Source organism: Mesorhizobium sp. CNPSo 4670, from assembly GCF_057784235.1.
On record NZ_JBWJFQ010000001.1, the window covers coordinates 150,192 to 168,030 of the forward strand.

Sequence of the window (17,839 nt, forward strand, 5' to 3'; positions counted from 1 at the left end):
TCACTCCTCCTCGTAAGCATCCCGAAAATCAGCGCCGATCTCGCCAAGGAAGCTTTTTTCCGCGCTCTCGGCGATTTCACGATGGCGTTTCTGGTAAAGCTCCCACAGTTTGGCGCCGCGCCCGCCTGAAAGCAGGGTGCCGATCGCCGAATTCGATTTCAGCTCTTCCTCGATCTCGGCCGGGTCAAAACGGTCGATCATCCGCCGCAAGGCCGCCTGTATGCCGCGCCAGGCGCGCACGTGATGTTGCGCGAGATCACGGACAGCGTCGGCGATTGCAGCTTCGCCGGCGAGAAATCCGGGGCTGCGCTCGGCGATAAGCGTGACGATGGCATCATCGACAGTTGGCAGAAACTTGAGCGGATTGACCTCGGAGGCTCCGACCATGGTTTGCGCGACGCGGGCGTTTCCCTTTTCCTCGGCCCGCTTGCGCAGAAGCTGCATCAGGCCTTCCATCATCAGCCGATACTCGCGGCCAAACTTCTCCATTTCCGCGATGCTGTCGCGTCCGGGGAAATCGGCTTCCTCGACGCCCATGCCGTGCAGGAATGCCGAGCGAAGCGCCGACTCCCCCGGCTGTGGCGCGGCGGGCGGGTGGGCGGGTTTGGCAGCAGCGACCGCACGTGGTGGTGGTGGGGTATCCGCCGCCTGCACGGGCAAATCCCAGGGATTGGCGGATTGGGGTCGTTGGGCGGCGCGCTCGCGCTGTCCGGTCGAGCCGCCGCCGTTTGCCGAACTGGGCGCTGCCGCCGGTCCGAAACCAAAATCATCGTTGAAATCGGACGGCTTTCCGGCAGTCGGTTCGGCTCCACGGCTGGGGGATGGTACCGGATCGAGGCTGAATGGATCCGCCAGGTTCGCCGCACCGCTCGGCTCGAGAAAAGGGGCGGCGTTTCTCGACACAGGCGTTGCAACCGGATCGAGGCTGAACGGGTCATCGAAAGCAGGTGAGTTGCGCTGGGATGCGGCACGCTCGAACGCGCCCGGAACCGGCTGCTCGAACGGGTTCGGAAGATCGGCCGGACGTGGCCGTCGCGGCTCTTCTTCGACCTTGGCGGAAAAGAAGTCATCGCGGCCGATGCTCACCGGCGCCCGAGATGGCTGTGGTACGCGTTCGGGAACCGGCTGGCCGGCTGCGGGTGCTTGAGCGACTGGCGTTTGCAGGTCGACATAGACGATGTAGTCGCCCAGCCTCAGCCGCATGCCGCTTTGCAGGCGCGCCGACTTGCCGGCGCCGAGCGGGCTGTCAGAGCCGTTTATGAACAATCCGCTGCTCGACGTGTCGGTTACAAAATACCCGTCTCGCCCGCCGGAAATCTTGCAGTGAGCCCGCGAAACGAACATGTCGGGATCTTCGATCTGCCAGCCCGCATCGGCGCTGCGGCCGATCACCAGCTCACCCTCGTCCAGCCGGGTCTGCCGTACCGCCTGAGTGCGTGGCCCTTGCTCCAGCGTCAGCAGCAGACTCATGCCGCGACCCCCGCGATTTCCGGCCGCCATCCGACGATTGTCCGCAGCCGCATGTCGTCAGCATCGCCCCTTTCGGCGGGCCGCGCAAGCCAGGTGGTTCGGCCGAGCTGTGCCGATCCGATACGCGGCGGCGGCACGGCTTCGCGCGCAAGCACGATGCGCAGGTCGACATCGAGCGATTCCCCGATCATGTCGCGAACGGCTTGTTTGAACAGTTTGAGCCGCTGGCCGCCAGGCAGGAAGGCCTTGAAGTCCTCGTACCCCAGCGGGCCGACACGCAGTTCGATCCTGCTCTGGCGGTTGAAAACCCGCGGGCCGATCGTCGCCCCACGGCCGAGCCCCGCATAGGCCTTTGCAAGGCGGGTCTGGAGGCCGGTCGGCACGGTTATCCAGGCAGCGATGAACTCCCTGATCTGCACCGGCACCTTGAATGCTTCCGCCAGGAACAGCGTCAGCCGTTCCGGGCCGTCGACCTGGCTGGCGAGCGAAGCCGCCTGGCGAAGCTTTACCGTATCGAGATCGGCGTCCTGGGTGCCGGGAAGTCCGATCCCAGCCATCGCTTCCAGCATGGCGCGAACGCGCCCGCCGACCGCGCGTTCGACCTGTACGGCCGGATGCGCGTCCGCCCACGCCCGGTAGTAGAGGGCAATCATGCGGTGCTGCAGAATGTTGACGAAGTCCACGAACGTCGTGTCGCTGGTCAGCTGTGCGTCGGTGCCGGCGAACCAGCGCTGCGACAGGCGGTCGAGTACCCAGCGCGTCAGGTGCAGCGGCATGGGACCCTCGGGTCCCAGCAGGCCGAGATTTGCAACCGTGATCCGGGCCGGCGCCTCGCCATCGGCTTCGCGGAATTGAACCAGGTCCCGCGCCGAAAAGGCGAGGCGCACATGCTGGCCGAGCCGGGCCGGCTCACGGTCGGGGCGGCCGGAATGGCCGAACAGACCGCTCCGCTGTTCGAGACGACGCAGCAGTTCGAAGAAGTCGAACGTCTCGGACAGACCTTCGGCCCGGTTCGGGCCAGGCTTGTCTAGATCAGGTAGCGATTGCCGGGCGTCATCGGCCATGGCACATCCTCCTGCTTCTGCAGCAGCCGCGTGCGGGTTCGCACGAAGCCGTTTATTCCGGCGTGACGGGCAAACAGCCGCGCCAGCAAGGCCGAAAGCAGCAAGGTGCTTTGGCCGGCCAGGACCGATTGATCAACGTGCAACGTCACTTCGGTACCGCGTCCGAAGCACATCGGCCCATCGATCTGCAGCCGTTCGATGACCGGCTGCGAGTCAATACGCACGATAGAATGCACATTGCGGGCAAGGCTCGGATCGCCGCGGTCGGCATAGAGGTCGAGCAGAGCATGCAGAGGGTCGATGCCGCGGCCTTCCTTGGCAAGGCTGAGGAAGTTGAGCGCGAGCTGCGCCACCAGCCGCCAGGCAAGATCGTCGGCCCGCGATTCACCGTCGGCCCCAGCCGGCAGTGCCGCGGGGATGGCCGGCTGCGGCGGACGCAGCGCACCAAGCAGCCTGACAGTTTCGACCGGGTCGCCGGCCTCCAGCGTCAATGTCGGATTGTCATCGAGGATCGGCAGATCACGATTGGTGCAAAGCGCCATGACGTCGAGACGCTTAAGCGGCCGGTTCGCCGGGCTTCCGAGCGGCCGGGATATCGCCAGGAAAACGTCGTCCCCGGTGTATGAGGTGCGGGTCAGGCCGTCGCGCCGTTCCTCCTCCGTCGCGCGGCGAGGGCGCCGTTCGGTCGAATAGACCCAGCCACTGCCGCGGTTCTGCCCAAGGCTGAAGAGTTCGGGGATTTCCGCGTCATTGCCTTCTGTGTCGGCGTCCTCGACGCGGATGACCCGATAGATCTCGAAGTCGCGCGCCCGCGTTCGGTCTGCATGCAGCACCTGCCGCGTCCTGCGCGCATCGACCTCGATGACGTTGCACTCACGTTCGAACAGATTGATGATCGGCGTCGCGAAAAGCTCGAAGTCCGCGGGTGTCAGGTCGGCCAGTTCGGGCACCGCGCGTCTGAACAAGAAGATGATCTCGAGACCGGCGGCGCATCGGCGCACAACGGGCTGAAGTCCGGAAACCCGCGCATAGTGAAAGCGCTCGGGCATCATGAAATATTCGCGCAGCAGACGGTACCCCTCGAATGTCGGACGGGTACGAGGCATCAGGGCCTCGTCGTCGCTGATGCCGACCATTTCGGGGACCGGCAGGGGCGACAACGGGTTGGTCTTGCCTTCCGGGCGTGCGCCAACGGCCGAGCAGGCGCCGAAAATCGCGTCGAACAGGAGCGGCGCCTTGGTGCGTCCAGCAAAATAGAGGTCGAGCCGGTCGAGGGCCAATTCGTCGAGCCTGCCTTTTCCGGTCCGGGCCAGCACGATGCGGAGCGCCGCCGCGCCACTAACGCCGCCGATCGGCCCTATGCCGGCCATCGCCAGCGCACTGCGATCCTGAAAATAGCTGACCGAAGTGATCGCTATCGGCCACAGGGTCATTTCTTGCGCGGTGGAGAACGTGCAGCGCGTCGACAGGCCGGGCTGCAGGCTGGAAACCAGCCGCGTGTTGCGCTTGACGACGTGGCCGGCGAGCATGGTCTGGACCTGCTGGCCGGGCTTCAGCACGGCCATCGCCGTTGCCGGCGCCGGCGTGACCAGATCGGGATAGAGAACCTCGAGCACACTGCGCGAAAATCGCGAGCGCTCGGCATCGACCTTCAGCCGGGTGCGCGCGGCGAGGAAGGCGACGCCGTCCAGCAGCCGCTCGACATACGGGTCCGGACAGGGGACCGTGTCGAGGGAAAGGTTGCGCGCCACCGCCGGATGCATGTCGGCAAATTCCGCCGCAAGGCCACGGATATGGGTCAGTTCCTCCTCGTAATATTCGACGAAGACCCGATCCATCTCAGGCGTCCCTAATTTCGGTCCGCGCCAAGCCGTTGTCGAGATTGATCGTGGTGCGCAGGCGCATGCGTTCCGGCGTCGGCGTCATGATCAGCACGGCGTCTATCTCGATCTTCAGGCCAACGGTCTTGTCGCCAAGGGTGACCGTAACCTTTGTTTCGCTCTCCTTGAGGCGAGGCTCGAAGGTGGCGAGCACCGCGCGGATCTCACGCGCCAGCACGTCGCGATCAAAGTCGCGGGACGACCGGCCCGAGAAGGAAGGCACACCGTAATTGACCACGCTTCGACGCACCTCCGGAAAATCGGCGAGCGAAGGTGGATTGTCCGACACCTGTTCGTATTCCAGATCGGAAAGAAGCGGTGTGGCCTCGAAGCGCTCGGTGTTGAAAAGCGCCTCGATGTCACGCCGGACCGCTTCCCTGAGCACGCGAGCCGAAACCACCACGCCGCGGCTTTCGATCTCGACGCGGTGCTGGGTCTGAAAAGCCAATCGATGCAGACGCCGTTTTTGATCGGGTGTCAGCTCCGCATCGGCGTCGATAGTGCGCGCACTGCCGGCGACGAGGGTGTCGAGGCGGTCCGCGCCAAGCTCGTCGAGCAAGACATGGCGCAGCCCGTCTATCTCCGAGGTCAGGCCCGGCAGGTCATTGACGAGGCGATCCCAAAGTGAGGGCTGGACAGCCTCGCTTTTGGCCCGCAAGCTGCCGGTAGTCTGCTGCTTGCCCGCGCCGGGTCGCCGAACCTCACTTGCCGACATAGACATCCATTTCGGCTTCATCATTGCCGTCATAGACGAACTTGATCTTCTTGTAGGCGAAGCTGACCTCTTCCTGGATCAGGTCTTCCTCATCCGGTGCCTGCGACATGTCGTATTCCATGATAGAGGCGTCGGTGAGGGTAACGACCAGGTAATCCTTGGTCTCGCCATCGATGGTCCGCCGTGCCGAGAACACCACCTCATCCAGAGCCTTGTTCTCGAACAAAGCCTTCTTCAGATAGGGCGAGGATTTGTCGTAATGTTTGATGAACTTGATCATGCCCATGGACACGCGGCCACGGCGTGAGAGCGAATTCGGATCATACGGTGCGACCATCTTGTAGTCGACGCCATGGATTTCGATCTCGTCATCGTGGCCGTCGCGGGTGCTCGGGCCTTTGATATCGGGAACCTTCAGAAAACCGTCAATCTTCACTGGCATTGTCTTTCTCCACCGCTTTCAAACAAAAACAAGGTCTGGTTGCTGCAAATCAAGTCTTCACGGACGGTAGTTCCGACACCAGTCGGAGCGAGGCATTGATACCCTCCAGCTGGTAATGTGGGCGCAGGTAGAAGCGGGCGGCGTAATAGCCTGGACGCCCCTCCACGCTGTCCACCTGAACCTCGGCGGCCGCAAGCGGGCGCTTGGCGCGCGCCTTGTCGTCGGCAAAGGCCGGATTGGCCAGCACGTACCGGTTGATCCACTCGGTCAACCAGATCTGCATGTCGGCGCGCTCCTTGAACGAGCCGACCTTGTCGCGCGCAATGGCCTTGAGGTAGTGCGCAAAGCGCGAGACCGGGAAGAGATAGGGCAGGTTGGCACTCAGCCGCTCATTCGACTGTGCGTCCGGGTCGACCAGCCGTCCCGCCCGCGTCTCGTCGTCCTGCAGCGAGTGTGCGCCGATGAAGGCCGCGAGATCGGTATTCTTCCGGTGCAGGATCGGCATCAGGCCGAGCTTGGCCAGTTCGGCCTCGCGTCGGTCGTCGATGGCGACTTCCGTCGGGCATTTCATCGCGATCGACCCATCGTCGGTCGGGAAGCTGTGCACCGGCAGGTTCAGCACCGTGCCGCCATTCTCGACGCCGCGGATCTGCGTGCCCCAGCCAAACAGCTTATGGCTGCGGTTGATGTTGACGCCCATCGGGAAGGCGGCATTCATCCAGACATATTTGTTGTGATCGCCCTGCACCTCTTCCTCGAAGGTGAAGCCCTTCACCGGAACGGTATCGGTGCCGTAGGGCAGCCGGGCCAGGACCCGGGGCATGGTCAGGCCGATGTAGCGAGCGTCCTCGCTCTCGCGCAGCGACTGCCACGAGGCATAGGCCGGGTTGGAGACAATCTGCTGCAGGTCTTGCGGGTTCGGCAATTCCTGCCAGCTGTCCATGCGAAACAGGCGCGGCGAGGCGGCTGCGATGAACGGCGTATGCGCCGAGGCGCAGATGCCGGAGATGTTGCGCAGCAGACCGACGTCGCGCGGGTGGTTGGAGAATTCGTAGGCGCCAATCACGCAGCCGATCGGCTCGCCGCCCAGCATCGAATACTCGTCCGTATAGACTTTCTTGAAGATCGGGCTCTGGTCCCACATCTGGCCTTCGAAGTCTTCGAGCGTGTCGGCCAGTTGCTCCTTGGAAATGTTCATCACCCGGATCTTCAGCTTCTGATCCGTCTCGGTGTTGTTGACGAGATACCAGAGGCCGCGCCATGTGCCTTCCATTTCGCGCACTTCGGGCGCATGCAGGATCTCGTTGACCTGCGTGGTCAGCATCTTGTCGATGCCCGCGATCAGCGACTTGATCGACTTGATCGCATTGGACGAGATGGTCGTGGTGTCGGAACGGGACTGTGCCGCAAGCGCGAGATTGCGCACGAGCTGCTGCAGCTTTTCGCTGTCGTCCTTCTTGACCTTGAAATCCTTCTCGAGGAGCCCGCTGAATTCTCCAAGGTCTATGGCTTCAGCCTCGGCGGCGACGGTAGCGGTCTTTTGCTGTTCGGCCATGATCTACTCCCCTGCTTTGTCGTCGTCGGCCAGCGCCTGACTGGCGATCTTGCCAAGAAGCGGCTCGTTGTTCAGAAGCTGCGCGATGCGCTTTTCGGCGTCGACGCGGCCGTCCATGAAGCCCAGCAATTCCTCGAGCTGACGACGCATCTTGAGGATCTCGGCCAGTTGCGGAACTTGCGCGGCGATCTTGTCCGGGGCGAAATCGCCCATTTTGGTGAAGGTGAGATCGAGCGCCAGTTCCTCGTCGCGCTCCTGGCCTTCGGCCTGCGGCAGCGTGTTCTTCACCCGGGCTTTGACGCGGGGGCCGAGCGCCTCCATGAACTTGGGGAAGCGGTTCGCGTCGGTCTCGACAAAGGAGCGGTCCAGCACCGACTTTGACGCTTCCTTGGTTTGCGAAGCTCCGGAAAGATCGGCCATCACGCCCATCACGAACGGCAGTTCGATTGTTGTCGGGCTGCCATAGGTTTCCACATCATAGGCGATCTGCACCCGCGGCGCGCGATTTCGTTCGATGACCTTCGCTTTGCTTTCGGCTGGCATGTGTTGTTACCTTTCATCCTTCTGAGCCGCCTTCTTGGCATCGGGAACGCCGGCAAGGAGCCGGAATTCCTTCAGCCCCGACGGGGCGAGATCTTCCATAAGTTCAACGAAATCCATGTGCACCATCCGGCGCACACGCCGAGCCAGGTGCGGGATCGGGCTCGACGGCTCCGTGCGGTCATAGAAGGCGACGACGAGGTCGAGGCATTTCACCACGTCGTCACGCGAGGAAATCCGGTCGGGAAGCCCCGTGCTTGAGTCCGCGTAGCTTGCCATACTTGCCATCGTATCGGCTCCATGACCGTTTCGAGCAGGCGTTGCCGGTTCTGCCGGCGGGGATGGCTTGGCCGCGCCATTGGCCACGGCGCCGGCTGCCGAATTCCGTTCGAGGGTCGTCAGCAAACGCTGCAGAAACCGCTTTAATTCCGGAACCGGAGCGCCGCCGCCATCGAGACGAGCGTTGAGGGCGGTCTCGACCGCATCGAGGGCCGCCATCGCTGCCCGGGTGTCGGCGATCAGCAAGACCATCTCTGCGTTGGCTTGATCCATCTGTGCCGCGCATCCGGCACGCACCCTGTTCAAGAGCTGTCCGTGCGCACTGACCAGCGCCGCTTTTTCTGCCGCGTTCAACCCCGAGGCGGCTTCCTGGAGCATGACGCGGTCGTCGAGCGCACCCTTTTCCAAGTCTACGCCCTGAATCGGGCCGATTGCGCGTGGCGCAAAGAACGTCATTTGCCGCAGGTTCGCCAACAACCCGTCCTGACCATTCTGCAGGTCGAGCAGCGCGTTGATGCGGCGCAAGGCGGCATCGCGTGGCGAAGCGCTGGGCCGCAGTGCCGGATGCATGGTTTCCCAATACTGATCGAAAGTCTGCGCAATGAGGGTCAGGCCCTGCGCGAGCCCTGCCAAGCCCTCTTCATTGGCCAGCGCGCGCGTGACGATGACGAGCAGGCGCAGGTCCCGGCCATGCGCGCGCAATTTATCCGCATTGGCGAGCACCGCCGCCCAGTCGGCCGGAATGGTGCTTTGCGAAGTGGCCTTGTTGTTGCCGTCGTGGAGGACCTTGATCTGGGCTTCCGTCAGGCGCTCCAGCTCATGAAAAGCCGGGTCGTTGCGCAAATCCTCCCCGGACGGATTTTCACCGTCGAGCGGAGTAAGCCAGAGTGCGAGATCAATCACACCAACCCCCAGCGACCGGCCGTCAAACCGTACGTTACGCGACGTTATCACACCGTTGTACTTTACCACAATTCAACGACTGCTCAAAAATTAACAGAAGCTAAACGCGACGTTCTTGAGTGCCGGCTGACTGCGCATCTAGCCCCGTCCATCACGCACTTTGTCAATCGGCGGCTTCTGTGGCAGGTTATCGACTGGCAGATTGCAGGAGCACGTTCGATGGAACAGCGCCGGTCGTCGCAGACCTTCAAACGCAAGGAACTGGTCGGCAAGCTCAATCCTGTCGGGGTGCGCGCCTTCAAGGCCGCGGCCGATACCGCCAAGCTGCGCGGCAATCCTTACGTCGAACTCGTCCACTTCGTCGAGCAACTGGCGCTTTCCGACCGCTCGGATGTGCAAATGATAATCGCCGATGCGGGGCTGGAGGTGAGCCGGCTCACCGCCGACATGACCCGCGCCGTCGACAAGCTGCCTTATGGCGCGACGTCGATCGAGGAATTTTCCGACCATATCTTCCATGCGATCCAGGAAGCCTGGAACCTCGCAACGCTGGAATTCGGCGTCGAGGAAGTCCGCAGCGCACATATTCTCCTTGCCTGCCTGAAGACGCCGGTGCTGGAAGGCCTGCTGTCGAAGATCAGCGGCGAGTTCGACAAGATCGACGCCGACGCGGTCATCGCGCGGTTCGGCGATGTCGTGGAAGGTTCGCTCGAAGCCGGCGCGGCGATCGCGGTTCCCACGGCCGAAACGCCGAAGCGGGCTCCGGGCGGAGATTCTGCCCTGGCGAAATACGCCACCGACCTGACCCAGCGCGCCCGCGACGGCAAGATCGATCCGGTCGTCGGCCGCTATCCGGAGATCAGGCAGATCGTCGATATCCTGATGCGACGCCGGCAAAACAACCCGATCCTGACCGGTGAGGCCGGGGTCGGCAAGACGGCGGTCGTCGAGGGCTTTGCCTTGCGCATCGCCCAGGGCGACGTGCCGCCCACACTGCAGGATGTCAGTGTCCGCATGCTCGATGTCGGATTGATGCAGGCGGGTGCAAGCGTGAAGGGCGAATTCGAAAAACGGCTGAAGGCTGTCATCGACGAGGTTCAATCGTCCGAAACGCCGGTCATCCTGTTCATCGACGAAGCCCACACCTTGATCGGCGCCGGCGGCGCGGCAGGAACGGGCGATGCCGCCAATCTCTTGAAACCGGCGCTGGCGCGCGGCGAACTTCGCACCATCGCGGCAACGACCTGGGCCGAATACAAGCAGCACATCGAGAAAGACCCGGCGCTGACCCGCCGTTTCCAGGTGGTGAAGATCGACGAGCCGTCGGAGGCGGTCGCGGTTCTCATGTTGCGCGGCGTGGCCGGCGTCTTGGAACAGCACCACAAGGTGCAGATACTGGATGAGGCGATCGAGGCAGCGGTCGGCCTGTCGCATCGCTACATCCCGGCACGCCAATTGCCGGACAAGGCGGTGAGCCTTCTCGACACCGCTTGCGCCCGTGTCGCCATATCGCAGCATGCCACGCCGGCCGAGGTCGAAGACATCATGCGTCGCCGCCAGGCGCTGGAGGTCGAGAACGGTATCATCGGCCGCGAGGCCGCGATCGGCATCGAGGTGGCCGAGCGGCAGGCGCGGGTCGACACTGGGCTGGCCGAAACCGAGGTCACGCTGGCCGCGGCGCAGCAACGTTGGGATCGGGAAAAAGCCCTGGTTGGCGAGATACTCGAATTGCGTGCCCGGCTGCGCGGCGAAGGTGTGCCGCTCGATGCGGTGGAGACGCCTGAGGCCAATGCCGAGACGGCAGGCTCGGACGCCGCTAAGACTCTGCCGCCCAAGACCGAAACGCCCCAAACCGAAACGCTAAAGACTGAAACGCCCAAAGCCAAAACAGCCAAGTCCAAAACGGCCAAGGCCGGCGTGGAGACACCAGCGGAGGCGAAAGCCACTCCACCGGAACCGGCCGCCGATCTCGCCCGGCTGCGCGAACTGATGGCCGAACTCGCCGAGGCGCAAGGCGAGACGCCGCTGATCCTGCCGTCGGTCGACCGCAACGCCATCGCGGCGGTCGTTCAGGATTGGACGGGAATCCCGACCGGGCGAATGCTGTCGAGCCAGACCGAAAAGGCGCTGCGGCTCGCCGCGACCCTGTCCGAACGCGTGGTCGGCCAGGATCACGCCATGGAGATGATCGCCAAGCGTGTGCAGACCAGTCGCGCCGGGCTCGGCGCGCCGGAAAAACCAGTGGGCGTGTTCCTGCTCTGCGGCCCCTCGGGCGTCGGCAAGACCGAAACCGCATTGGCGCTGGCCGAAACGCTCTATGGGGGTGAGCAGAACCTGATCTCGATCAACATGTCCGAGTTCCAGGAGGCACATACCGTCTCTACCTTGAAGGGCGCTCCGCCCGGATATGTCGGCTACGGCAAGGGTGGCATCCTGACCGAGGCGGTCCGTCGCAAACCCTATTCGGTGATCCTCCTCGACGAGGTCGAAAAGGCGCATCCGGACGTGCACGAAATCTTCTTCCAGGTTTTCGACAAGGGCATGATGGACGACAGCGAGGGCCGGCGCATCGATTTCAAGAACACGCTGATCCTGCTCACCTCGAATGTCGGCTCGGAGGTCATCATGGACCGGACCAGGAACGGTACGCTGCGGGCCGGGCTCGACGATCTGGACACCGCCTTGCGCAGCCCGCTCCTGAAGGTCTTCCCCGCGGCCTTTCTCGGCCGGGTAGTGACCATTCCTTACTATCCGCTCTCGGATTCAATGATCGAAGCGATCACCCGCCACCAGTTCGCCAAGATCGCGCGTCGGCTGCGTGCAACCAACGACGCCGAATTGGTGATCGGCGACGGCGTCATGGACCTGGTCAAGGCTCGCTGCACCGAGATCGAATCCGGCGGCCGGATGATCGATGCCATCCTGACAAACACGCTTCTGCCGGAATTGAGCCGCGGCGTGCTGAACCGGTCGCTCGGAGGCGAAAAGATGACGAAGGTGACCGTCGGCGCCTCCAAGGAGGGCTTCACCTATTCTTTCGAGTAGCGCAGGGCGGCTTCCTGTCACCGAAGGGTTGGCACATGAAGTCTTCGGCCTGCCATACACCCTACTGGGACGAAGCCACGCAGGACTTCGTTGTCGAAGCGATTCATGAGGTCTTGAATCCGTCGGCTTGATCCCATGGCGTCCGCGGAGAGTTCGAATGGAATGGCCGATCTGACGGAATGAACGATCTCGATGGGATATTTTTGTAGCGAAAAATTTAAACAAAATCAGGAAGTTAGTAAGTTTCTGATTTTCGATAACGCCAAATTTCAGCGATACCAGCGGCATTGTCTCACATATTGACGTTAAATTCACATCGCTATATGGTCCGTTCAATCCGCAAGTTGTCAGTGCATTGTATCGCCGTTGTCCATTGATTGTCGCCATATCTGTAGCCCTTGCCCCAGCCTGCAGGATTGTCGCGCAGTGCGCATCGCCAGTTGCCGAAAGAGGCGGTGATCATGCCCAGTTTGCTCGGAATCGATAACGGCCTCACGGTCACCAAGGCGGTGATCTTCGACGCCGATGGCACGCAGTTGTCGGTGGCGCGCCGGCGGGTGCCGCAGTCGATGCCCCATGCGCGCTGGGTGGAGCGCGACATGGCAGGCCTCTGGCAAGCGACTGCCGACGCCATCAAGGAAGCGATCGCGCTCTGTGGCCGGCCGGCGGACGACATCAGGGCGGTGGCGGCGACCGCGCATGGCGATGGTCTCTATCTGCTCGACAAGGATCGCCGGCCGCTAGGGCCCGGAATCCTGTCGCTCGACAGCCGCGCCGGCGAGATTGTCGAAAGATGGTCGGCGGATCAGGTCTTCGACGAAGCGCTTGCGTGCACCGGTCAGGCGCCGCATGTTTCGGCGCCTTCGGCGCTGCTTGCATGGCTCAAGCAGAACGATCCGGATCGCTATGCTCGCATCGGTCACATACTGGCCTGCAAGGACTGGCTTCGCTTTTGCCTGACCGGCACGATCGGCACCGACCATACGGAGGCCAGCACATCGTTCACGGATTTCCGCACGCAAGCCTACGCGCCGGAAGCGATGCAGGTCTTCGGATTGGGCGACCTTTTCGACGCGCTGCCGCCGGTGGCGCATTCGGCCGACATCGTCGGCCAGGTCACCGCCGATGCCGCCGAAATGACTGGCCTTCGCAAGGGAACGCCGGTCGCGTGCGGCCTGCACGACGTGACCGCTTCGGCGCTTGGCATGGGCGGCCATGAGGAGGACGTGCTCAGCATCGTCGCCGGCACCTATTCCATCAACGAAGTCGTCTCTTCGAAACCGCGCGTCGACCGGCGCTGGTTCTGTCGCAACGCCATCGATGCAGGCCGTTGGAACAACATGGCGATCTCGCCGGCCTCGACCGCAAACTACGACTGGTTTCTCGACACCTTCTGCCGCTCGGAGCAGGACAGGACAAACGCCGATGGCGGCTCAATCCACGAACTGCTGGCAGCAGAGATCGACGCGGCGCTGAAGAAGCCTTCGACCATCCTTTTTCATCCCTATCTGTTCGGCTCCCCCTATGGCGATGTTGCCAGCGGCAGTTTTGTCGGCCTGCATGGCTGGCACGATCGCGGCGACATGCTGAAGGCGGTTCTGGAAGGCATTGTCTTCAATCACCGCACCCATGTCGAAGCCTTGCGCGAGGGCTTCACCGTCCGCGAGATACGCCTGACCGGCGGCGGTTCGCGCAATCCGGCTTTCGTGCAGATGTTTGCCGACGTGCTGAACGCCCCGGTCACTATCACCTCGACCGACGAGGCCGCCGCCTTTGGTGCCGCCCTTTGCGCCGGCGCCGCGGTCGGCATCTTTGCGACGCCGCAACAGGGCGCCAGGCAGGTCGGCATGACGGCGCGCCAGTATCAGCCTGTGCCTGCCTCCAGTGCTGTGTTCAGCGAGCGGTTCTCCCTCTATTGCCGCATCGCCGAGCAGCTGAAGTCGCAATGGCCTGAGATCGAAAGGCTGGCGCGCCCAGACACCAGGGGGACCGCATGATCAAGGCCGACGAACGACGCGAAGAGATCGCCGAATATGTAATCAAGCTCGGCCAGGTGCGCATCGACGATCTGGTCGAGCATTTCGGCGTATCGCGCATGACCATCCACCGGCACATCGACCGGCTGGCGCAGCAGGGCGTGCTGCGCAAACTGCACGGCGCGGTGACGGTTCAGCCTTCCGGCCTCTACGAAAGCGCCTTTCGCTACCGGGTGACTGTCAACAGAGTCGAGAAGGATATGCTGGCGCGCGCGGCACTGGATTATGTCGAAGCCGGACAGGTGGTCATGCTGGACGATTCATCGACGGCAAACGCCGTCGCCACGCTGCTGCTCGACGTCAAGCCGCTCACCGTCATCACCAACAGCGTGGCGACGGCTTCGCTGCTGACCAATGTCGACGACATCGACTTCATCTGTCTCGGTGGCAAGTATCACGGCACCTACAATGCCTATATCGGCATCGTCTGCGAGAATGCCGTGGCGCAGCTTCGCGCCAATATCCTGATCTGTTCGGCTTCGGCCATCACCGGAACCACAGCCTTCATCCAGGATCCCAACGTCGTGCGGGTCAAGCAGGCGATGATGGCCGCATCGGTGAAGCGCATTCTGCTGGTCGACCATGCAAAATTCGACCGGATCGCACTGCATGTCTTTGACGATCTGACCAGTTTCGATGCCGTGCTGACGACCGAGGGGCTGGGCGATGCACAGGCGCAGCACCTCGAACGGGCCGGCGTGAAGCTGCGCATCGTCAAGACGACGGCACAATGAGCCCAGCCGACGCAGCAGGTTCGGAAAATGCTGCCGGGCGTCTCGCCGCCATGGCCGCGGCCGGCGAGGTTGACGTCGTCATTCTTGGCGCCGGCATCAACGGGGCAGGGCTGTTTCGCGACCTGTGTGAGCAAGGCGTCAGCTGCCTGATCGTCGACAAGGCGGATTTCGGCTCCGGCACCAGTGCCGCGCCCTCGCGGCTCATCCATGGCGGGTTGAAATATCTCGAAACCGGCGAGTTCGGGCTGGTTGCGCAGTCGACGCTCGAACGCAACCTGCTTTTGCAGAACGCGCCGCACTACGTCAGCCCGCTGCCCACGGTCATCCCGATCTTTTCGTGGAGCAAGGGCATGCTGGCGGCGCTGCGAACGCTGTTCGGCTCGACCAGCGCGCCGCGCAGCCGTGGCGCCATCCTGATCAAGATCGGCCTGATGATCTACGATTTCTATGGCTCGCGAAACCAGGTCATGCCGCGCCACCGCATGATTGGGCGGCGGCAGGCCCTCGGTGAGATGCCGGCGCTCAACCCTTCGATCGTCGCCACCGGCACCTATTACGATGCCAAGATAAGTCATCCCGAAAGGCTGGTGCTCGAGTTGATCCTAGACGGGCTGCGGGCCAATGCAGCCTCCGCCAGCGCGAACTACACGGCACTGGTGGCTTCGGCCAATGGCGTACTGACCTTCCAGCCGGAAAACGGCGTCGAATTCTCGGTGCGGCCGAAGCTGGTGGTCAATGCAGCGGGTCCCTGGATCGACGATGTCAACGCCCTGCTCGGCGCACCGTCGAAGATGATCGGCGGCACCAAGGGCTCGCACATCCTGCTGAAGCATGACGAACTGGTAAAAAGCCTGGCCGGGCGGATGCTTTATTTCGAGGCCGATGACGGCCGCATCTGCCTTGTCTACGACTATCTCGGCCTGGCGCTGGTCGGATCGACCGACATCAAGGCCGACAACCCCGACGAGGTCCGCTGCGAACCCGACGAAGTCGACTATCTGCTCGAGAGCGTGCGGACGCTGTTGCCGGGTATGATTTTCGAACGCGCCCAGATCGTCTACGCCTATAGCGGCATCAGGCCGCTCCCGGCCTCGGATGCATCGCTGCCGGGCCTGATCAGTCGCGATCATTCCGCTCCGGTCGCCGAGCCGGACCGGGACAGGCCCTTCGCGGTCATTTCGCTGGTCGGCGGCAAATGGACGACATTCCGGGGCTTTGCTGAGGAAGTCGCCGACGCGATACTCGACCGTCTGCGGCGCAGCCGTAAGGTAACGACACAATCCATGCCGATCGGCGGCGGCAAGGACTTCCCGGCCAATGCGGCGGCGCGCGCAAGCTGGCTAGCCCAGGCCCGGACGGAGACGGACGTCGACGAACGACGTCTCGACCAATTGCTGTCGCGCTACGGGACCAAGGCCCTGGAGATTGCGACGTATGGGCCAGATGGTGAGGGCGATCTGCCGGACTCCAACAGCTACGGCAGGTCGGAAATCGACTACATCGTCCGCAAGGAGTTCGTCGAACATCTGGCCGACATCGTCATGCGTCGCAGCACGCTCGCCATAGGCGGTACCCTGACAAGCCGTGATCTGCAGGAGATTGCCATGATCGCCGGGCGGGCGCTGGGCTGGAACGCCAGGCGCATTGCGCAGGAAGTCGAGACTGCTGTCGTGGAGCTCGAAGGCAGGAATCTGATGCGTCTGGACTAAGCGTGTCATGGACAATGCCGATACCCTTTTCTGGGCAAATCCGATCGGTTTGCTCCTGATTGCGCTGCGCACCCAAAATGTCCCAACTCACAGATGATTTGGGATTTTTATCCCGATGATAATTTCATAATAAAAATATACACTTAATTGGCAAATAGACGACGATCACCTTCATGCTGTCGCCAACAAGAACATTAGATAACATCAATTGACGTTAATTTAACATCGCCATATGATCAGCCAACATGCCGACCGCCTAATAGACCGACGCCGACCGAGAGGGCGACGTATCGGCGAGGGGCGAGGGCCGTGGATTCCCCGCAATGGGTCGGGGCCAGTTGGCGGAGGGATTGACAGCAATGCAAAGGTATGAAAATTTTTGCACACAAAGATAATAATATCATCTCGGGGAGGAGATGGCTTGAAATCTGGCGGAACCGCTAACCGCGACCACGAGTCCAGCCTCGCCACACGCGCGGCGTGGCTTCACTTTGCCGGGGGTCTCACGCAGGCCCAGGTCGCCAAGCGGCTTGGCCTGACCAGCCTCAAGGCGCACCGGCTCATCACCAAGGCCAACCAGGAAGGTCTGGTCAGGGTCTTTATCGACGGCGACGTCGCCGAGTGTGTGGAGTTGGAGCAGCGCCTCACCGCCGCATACGGGCTCGATTATTGCGAGGTGGTTCCGGATCTGGATCAGGAAGACCTGCCGCTCAGGGGACTGGGCATCGCCGGTGCGCAGTTCCTGAAGCGCGAGATCGATCGTGGCGAAGACATGCTGATCGGCGTCGGCCATGGCCGCACCCTCGCGGCCAGCGTCGAATATCTGACGCGCACTCCTGCCGCCCATATCCGTTTCGTCTCGCTGCTTGGCGGCGTGACGCGCAAATTTGCGGCCAACCCGCACGACGTCATGCATCGGCTGGCCGAACGGACCGGCGCGCAGGCCTATGTGATGCCGGTGCCTTTCGTCGCCAACACCGCCGAGGACCGCGAGGTGCTGCTCGGCCAGCGCGGCATCAGCGACGTCTTCGCTCTGGCAGGCCGGTCCGACCTGATGTTCGTCGGCATAGGGACCGCCGAGCGGGAAGCTTCGCTGGTCGCAACCGGCATGATCGAGCATTCCGAAATCGATGAGGTCAAGCGCGATGGCGGCGTCGGCGAGCTGCTCGCCCACTTCTTCGACGACAAGGGGCGTCCTGTGGAAACGGCGCTGTCGGAAAGAATCCTGGCTCTGCCGCGGGACCAATTGAAAGGCCGCAGGATTGTCGCCGTCGCCGGCGGCAAGGTGAAAGTGCGGGCGATCAAAGCAGTGCTCGAAAGCCGTTACCTGAGCGGCCTGATCACCGATGAATGCACCGCCCGTGCCCTTGTGGAACTGAACCAATCCAATGGAGCGGCCGGCGCGGCGAAGCGCCATGTGAACGGAGGATCGTCGAATGCGTGACAACGGAAAACCCGCATCGCCGG

Annotated in this window: 13 protein-coding genes; 5 read left to right on the plus strand and 8 right to left on the minus strand. The window is 62.8% G+C overall.

The features are described 5' to 3' along the window. The 8 genes from tagH to tssA are packed head-to-tail and all read right to left on the minus strand — an operon-like array spanning position 1 to position 8,848. Entirely contained in the window at positions 1-1,470 is a 1,470-nt protein-coding gene (gene tagH / locus AC0ZT5_RS00595) for a type VI secretion system-associated FHA domain protein TagH (RefSeq protein WP_488495262.1), read from the minus strand. Beyond that, complete coding sequence (tssG, locus tag AC0ZT5_RS00600) at positions 1,467-2,534, minus strand: type VI secretion system baseplate subunit TssG (protein ID WP_488494837.1); 1,068 nt, start codon at positions 2,532-2,534, stop codon at positions 1,467-1,469. Before tssG ends, tagH begins: the two co-directional genes overlap by 4 nt. After that, positions 2,498-4,372 carry a type VI secretion system baseplate subunit TssF gene (gene tssF, locus AC0ZT5_RS00605; RefSeq protein WP_488494838.1) on the minus strand — a complete coding sequence of 625 codons (1,875 nt, stop codon included), beginning with the start codon at positions 4,370-4,372 and terminating at the stop codon, positions 2,498-2,500. The genes tssG and tssF overlap by 37 nt, the downstream gene beginning before the upstream one ends. Before the next feature lies 1 nt (position 4,373). Further along, entirely contained in the window at positions 4,374-5,129 is a 756-nt protein-coding gene (gene tssE / locus AC0ZT5_RS00610) for a type VI secretion system baseplate subunit TssE (protein WP_477284229.1), read from the minus strand. After that, a complete protein-coding gene (locus AC0ZT5_RS00615) occupies positions 5,116-5,571 on the minus strand; it encodes an Hcp family type VI secretion system effector (RefSeq protein WP_095080773.1) in 456 nt (151 codons plus the stop codon). The genes tssE and AC0ZT5_RS00615 overlap by 14 nt, the downstream gene beginning before the upstream one ends. Positions 5,572-5,620: 49 nt before the next feature. Further along, positions 5,621-7,126, minus strand: coding sequence for a type VI secretion system contractile sheath large subunit (gene tssC, locus AC0ZT5_RS00620; RefSeq protein ID WP_477284135.1), 1,506 nt, complete (start codon positions 7,124-7,126; stop codon positions 5,621-5,623). Positions 7,127-7,129: 3 nt separating this feature from the next. Beyond that, entirely contained in the window at positions 7,130-7,669 is a 540-nt protein-coding gene (gene tssB / locus AC0ZT5_RS00625) for a type VI secretion system contractile sheath small subunit (RefSeq protein ID WP_488494839.1), read from the minus strand. 6 nt (positions 7,670-7,675) lie between these two features. Next, on the minus strand, positions 7,676-8,848 hold the full coding sequence (gene tssA / locus AC0ZT5_RS00630) for a type VI secretion system protein TssA (protein WP_488494840.1): 1,173 nt from the start codon (positions 8,846-8,848) through the stop codon (positions 7,676-7,678). Between the two features lie 219 nt (positions 8,849-9,067). Between tssA and tssH the strand changes: the two genes are divergently transcribed. The 5 genes from tssH (at position 9,068) to AC0ZT5_RS00655 (ending at position 17,816) form a co-directional block, all read left to right on the plus strand. Then, complete coding sequence (gene tssH, locus AC0ZT5_RS00635) at positions 9,068-11,893, plus strand: type VI secretion system ATPase TssH (RefSeq protein ID WP_488494841.1); 2,826 nt, start codon at positions 9,068-9,070, stop codon at positions 11,891-11,893. Positions 11,894-12,354: 461 nt separating this feature from the next. Next, positions 12,355-13,890: an FGGY-family carbohydrate kinase gene (locus AC0ZT5_RS00640; RefSeq protein WP_488494842.1), complete on the plus strand. Its 1,536-nt coding sequence runs from the start codon at positions 12,355-12,357 to the stop codon at positions 13,888-13,890. Beyond that, complete coding sequence (locus tag AC0ZT5_RS00645; RefSeq protein WP_477284126.1) at positions 13,887-14,663, plus strand: DeoR/GlpR family DNA-binding transcription regulator; 777 nt, start codon at positions 13,887-13,889, stop codon at positions 14,661-14,663. Before AC0ZT5_RS00640 ends, AC0ZT5_RS00645 begins: the two co-directional genes overlap by 4 nt. After that, the gene (locus tag AC0ZT5_RS00650; protein WP_488494843.1) at positions 14,660-16,372 is read left to right on the plus strand and encodes a glycerol-3-phosphate dehydrogenase/oxidase; all 1,713 of its coding nucleotides are present in this window, start codon (positions 14,660-14,662) and stop codon (positions 16,370-16,372) included. The genes AC0ZT5_RS00645 and AC0ZT5_RS00650 overlap by 4 nt, the downstream gene beginning before the upstream one ends. A gap of 421 nt (positions 16,373-16,793) precedes the next feature. Beyond that, positions 16,794-17,816, plus strand: a complete 1,023-nt coding sequence (locus AC0ZT5_RS00655; protein ID WP_477284122.1) for a sugar-binding transcriptional regulator — start codon at positions 16,794-16,796, stop codon at positions 17,814-17,816. The last annotated feature ends 23 nt before the right edge of the window (positions 17,817-17,839 follow it).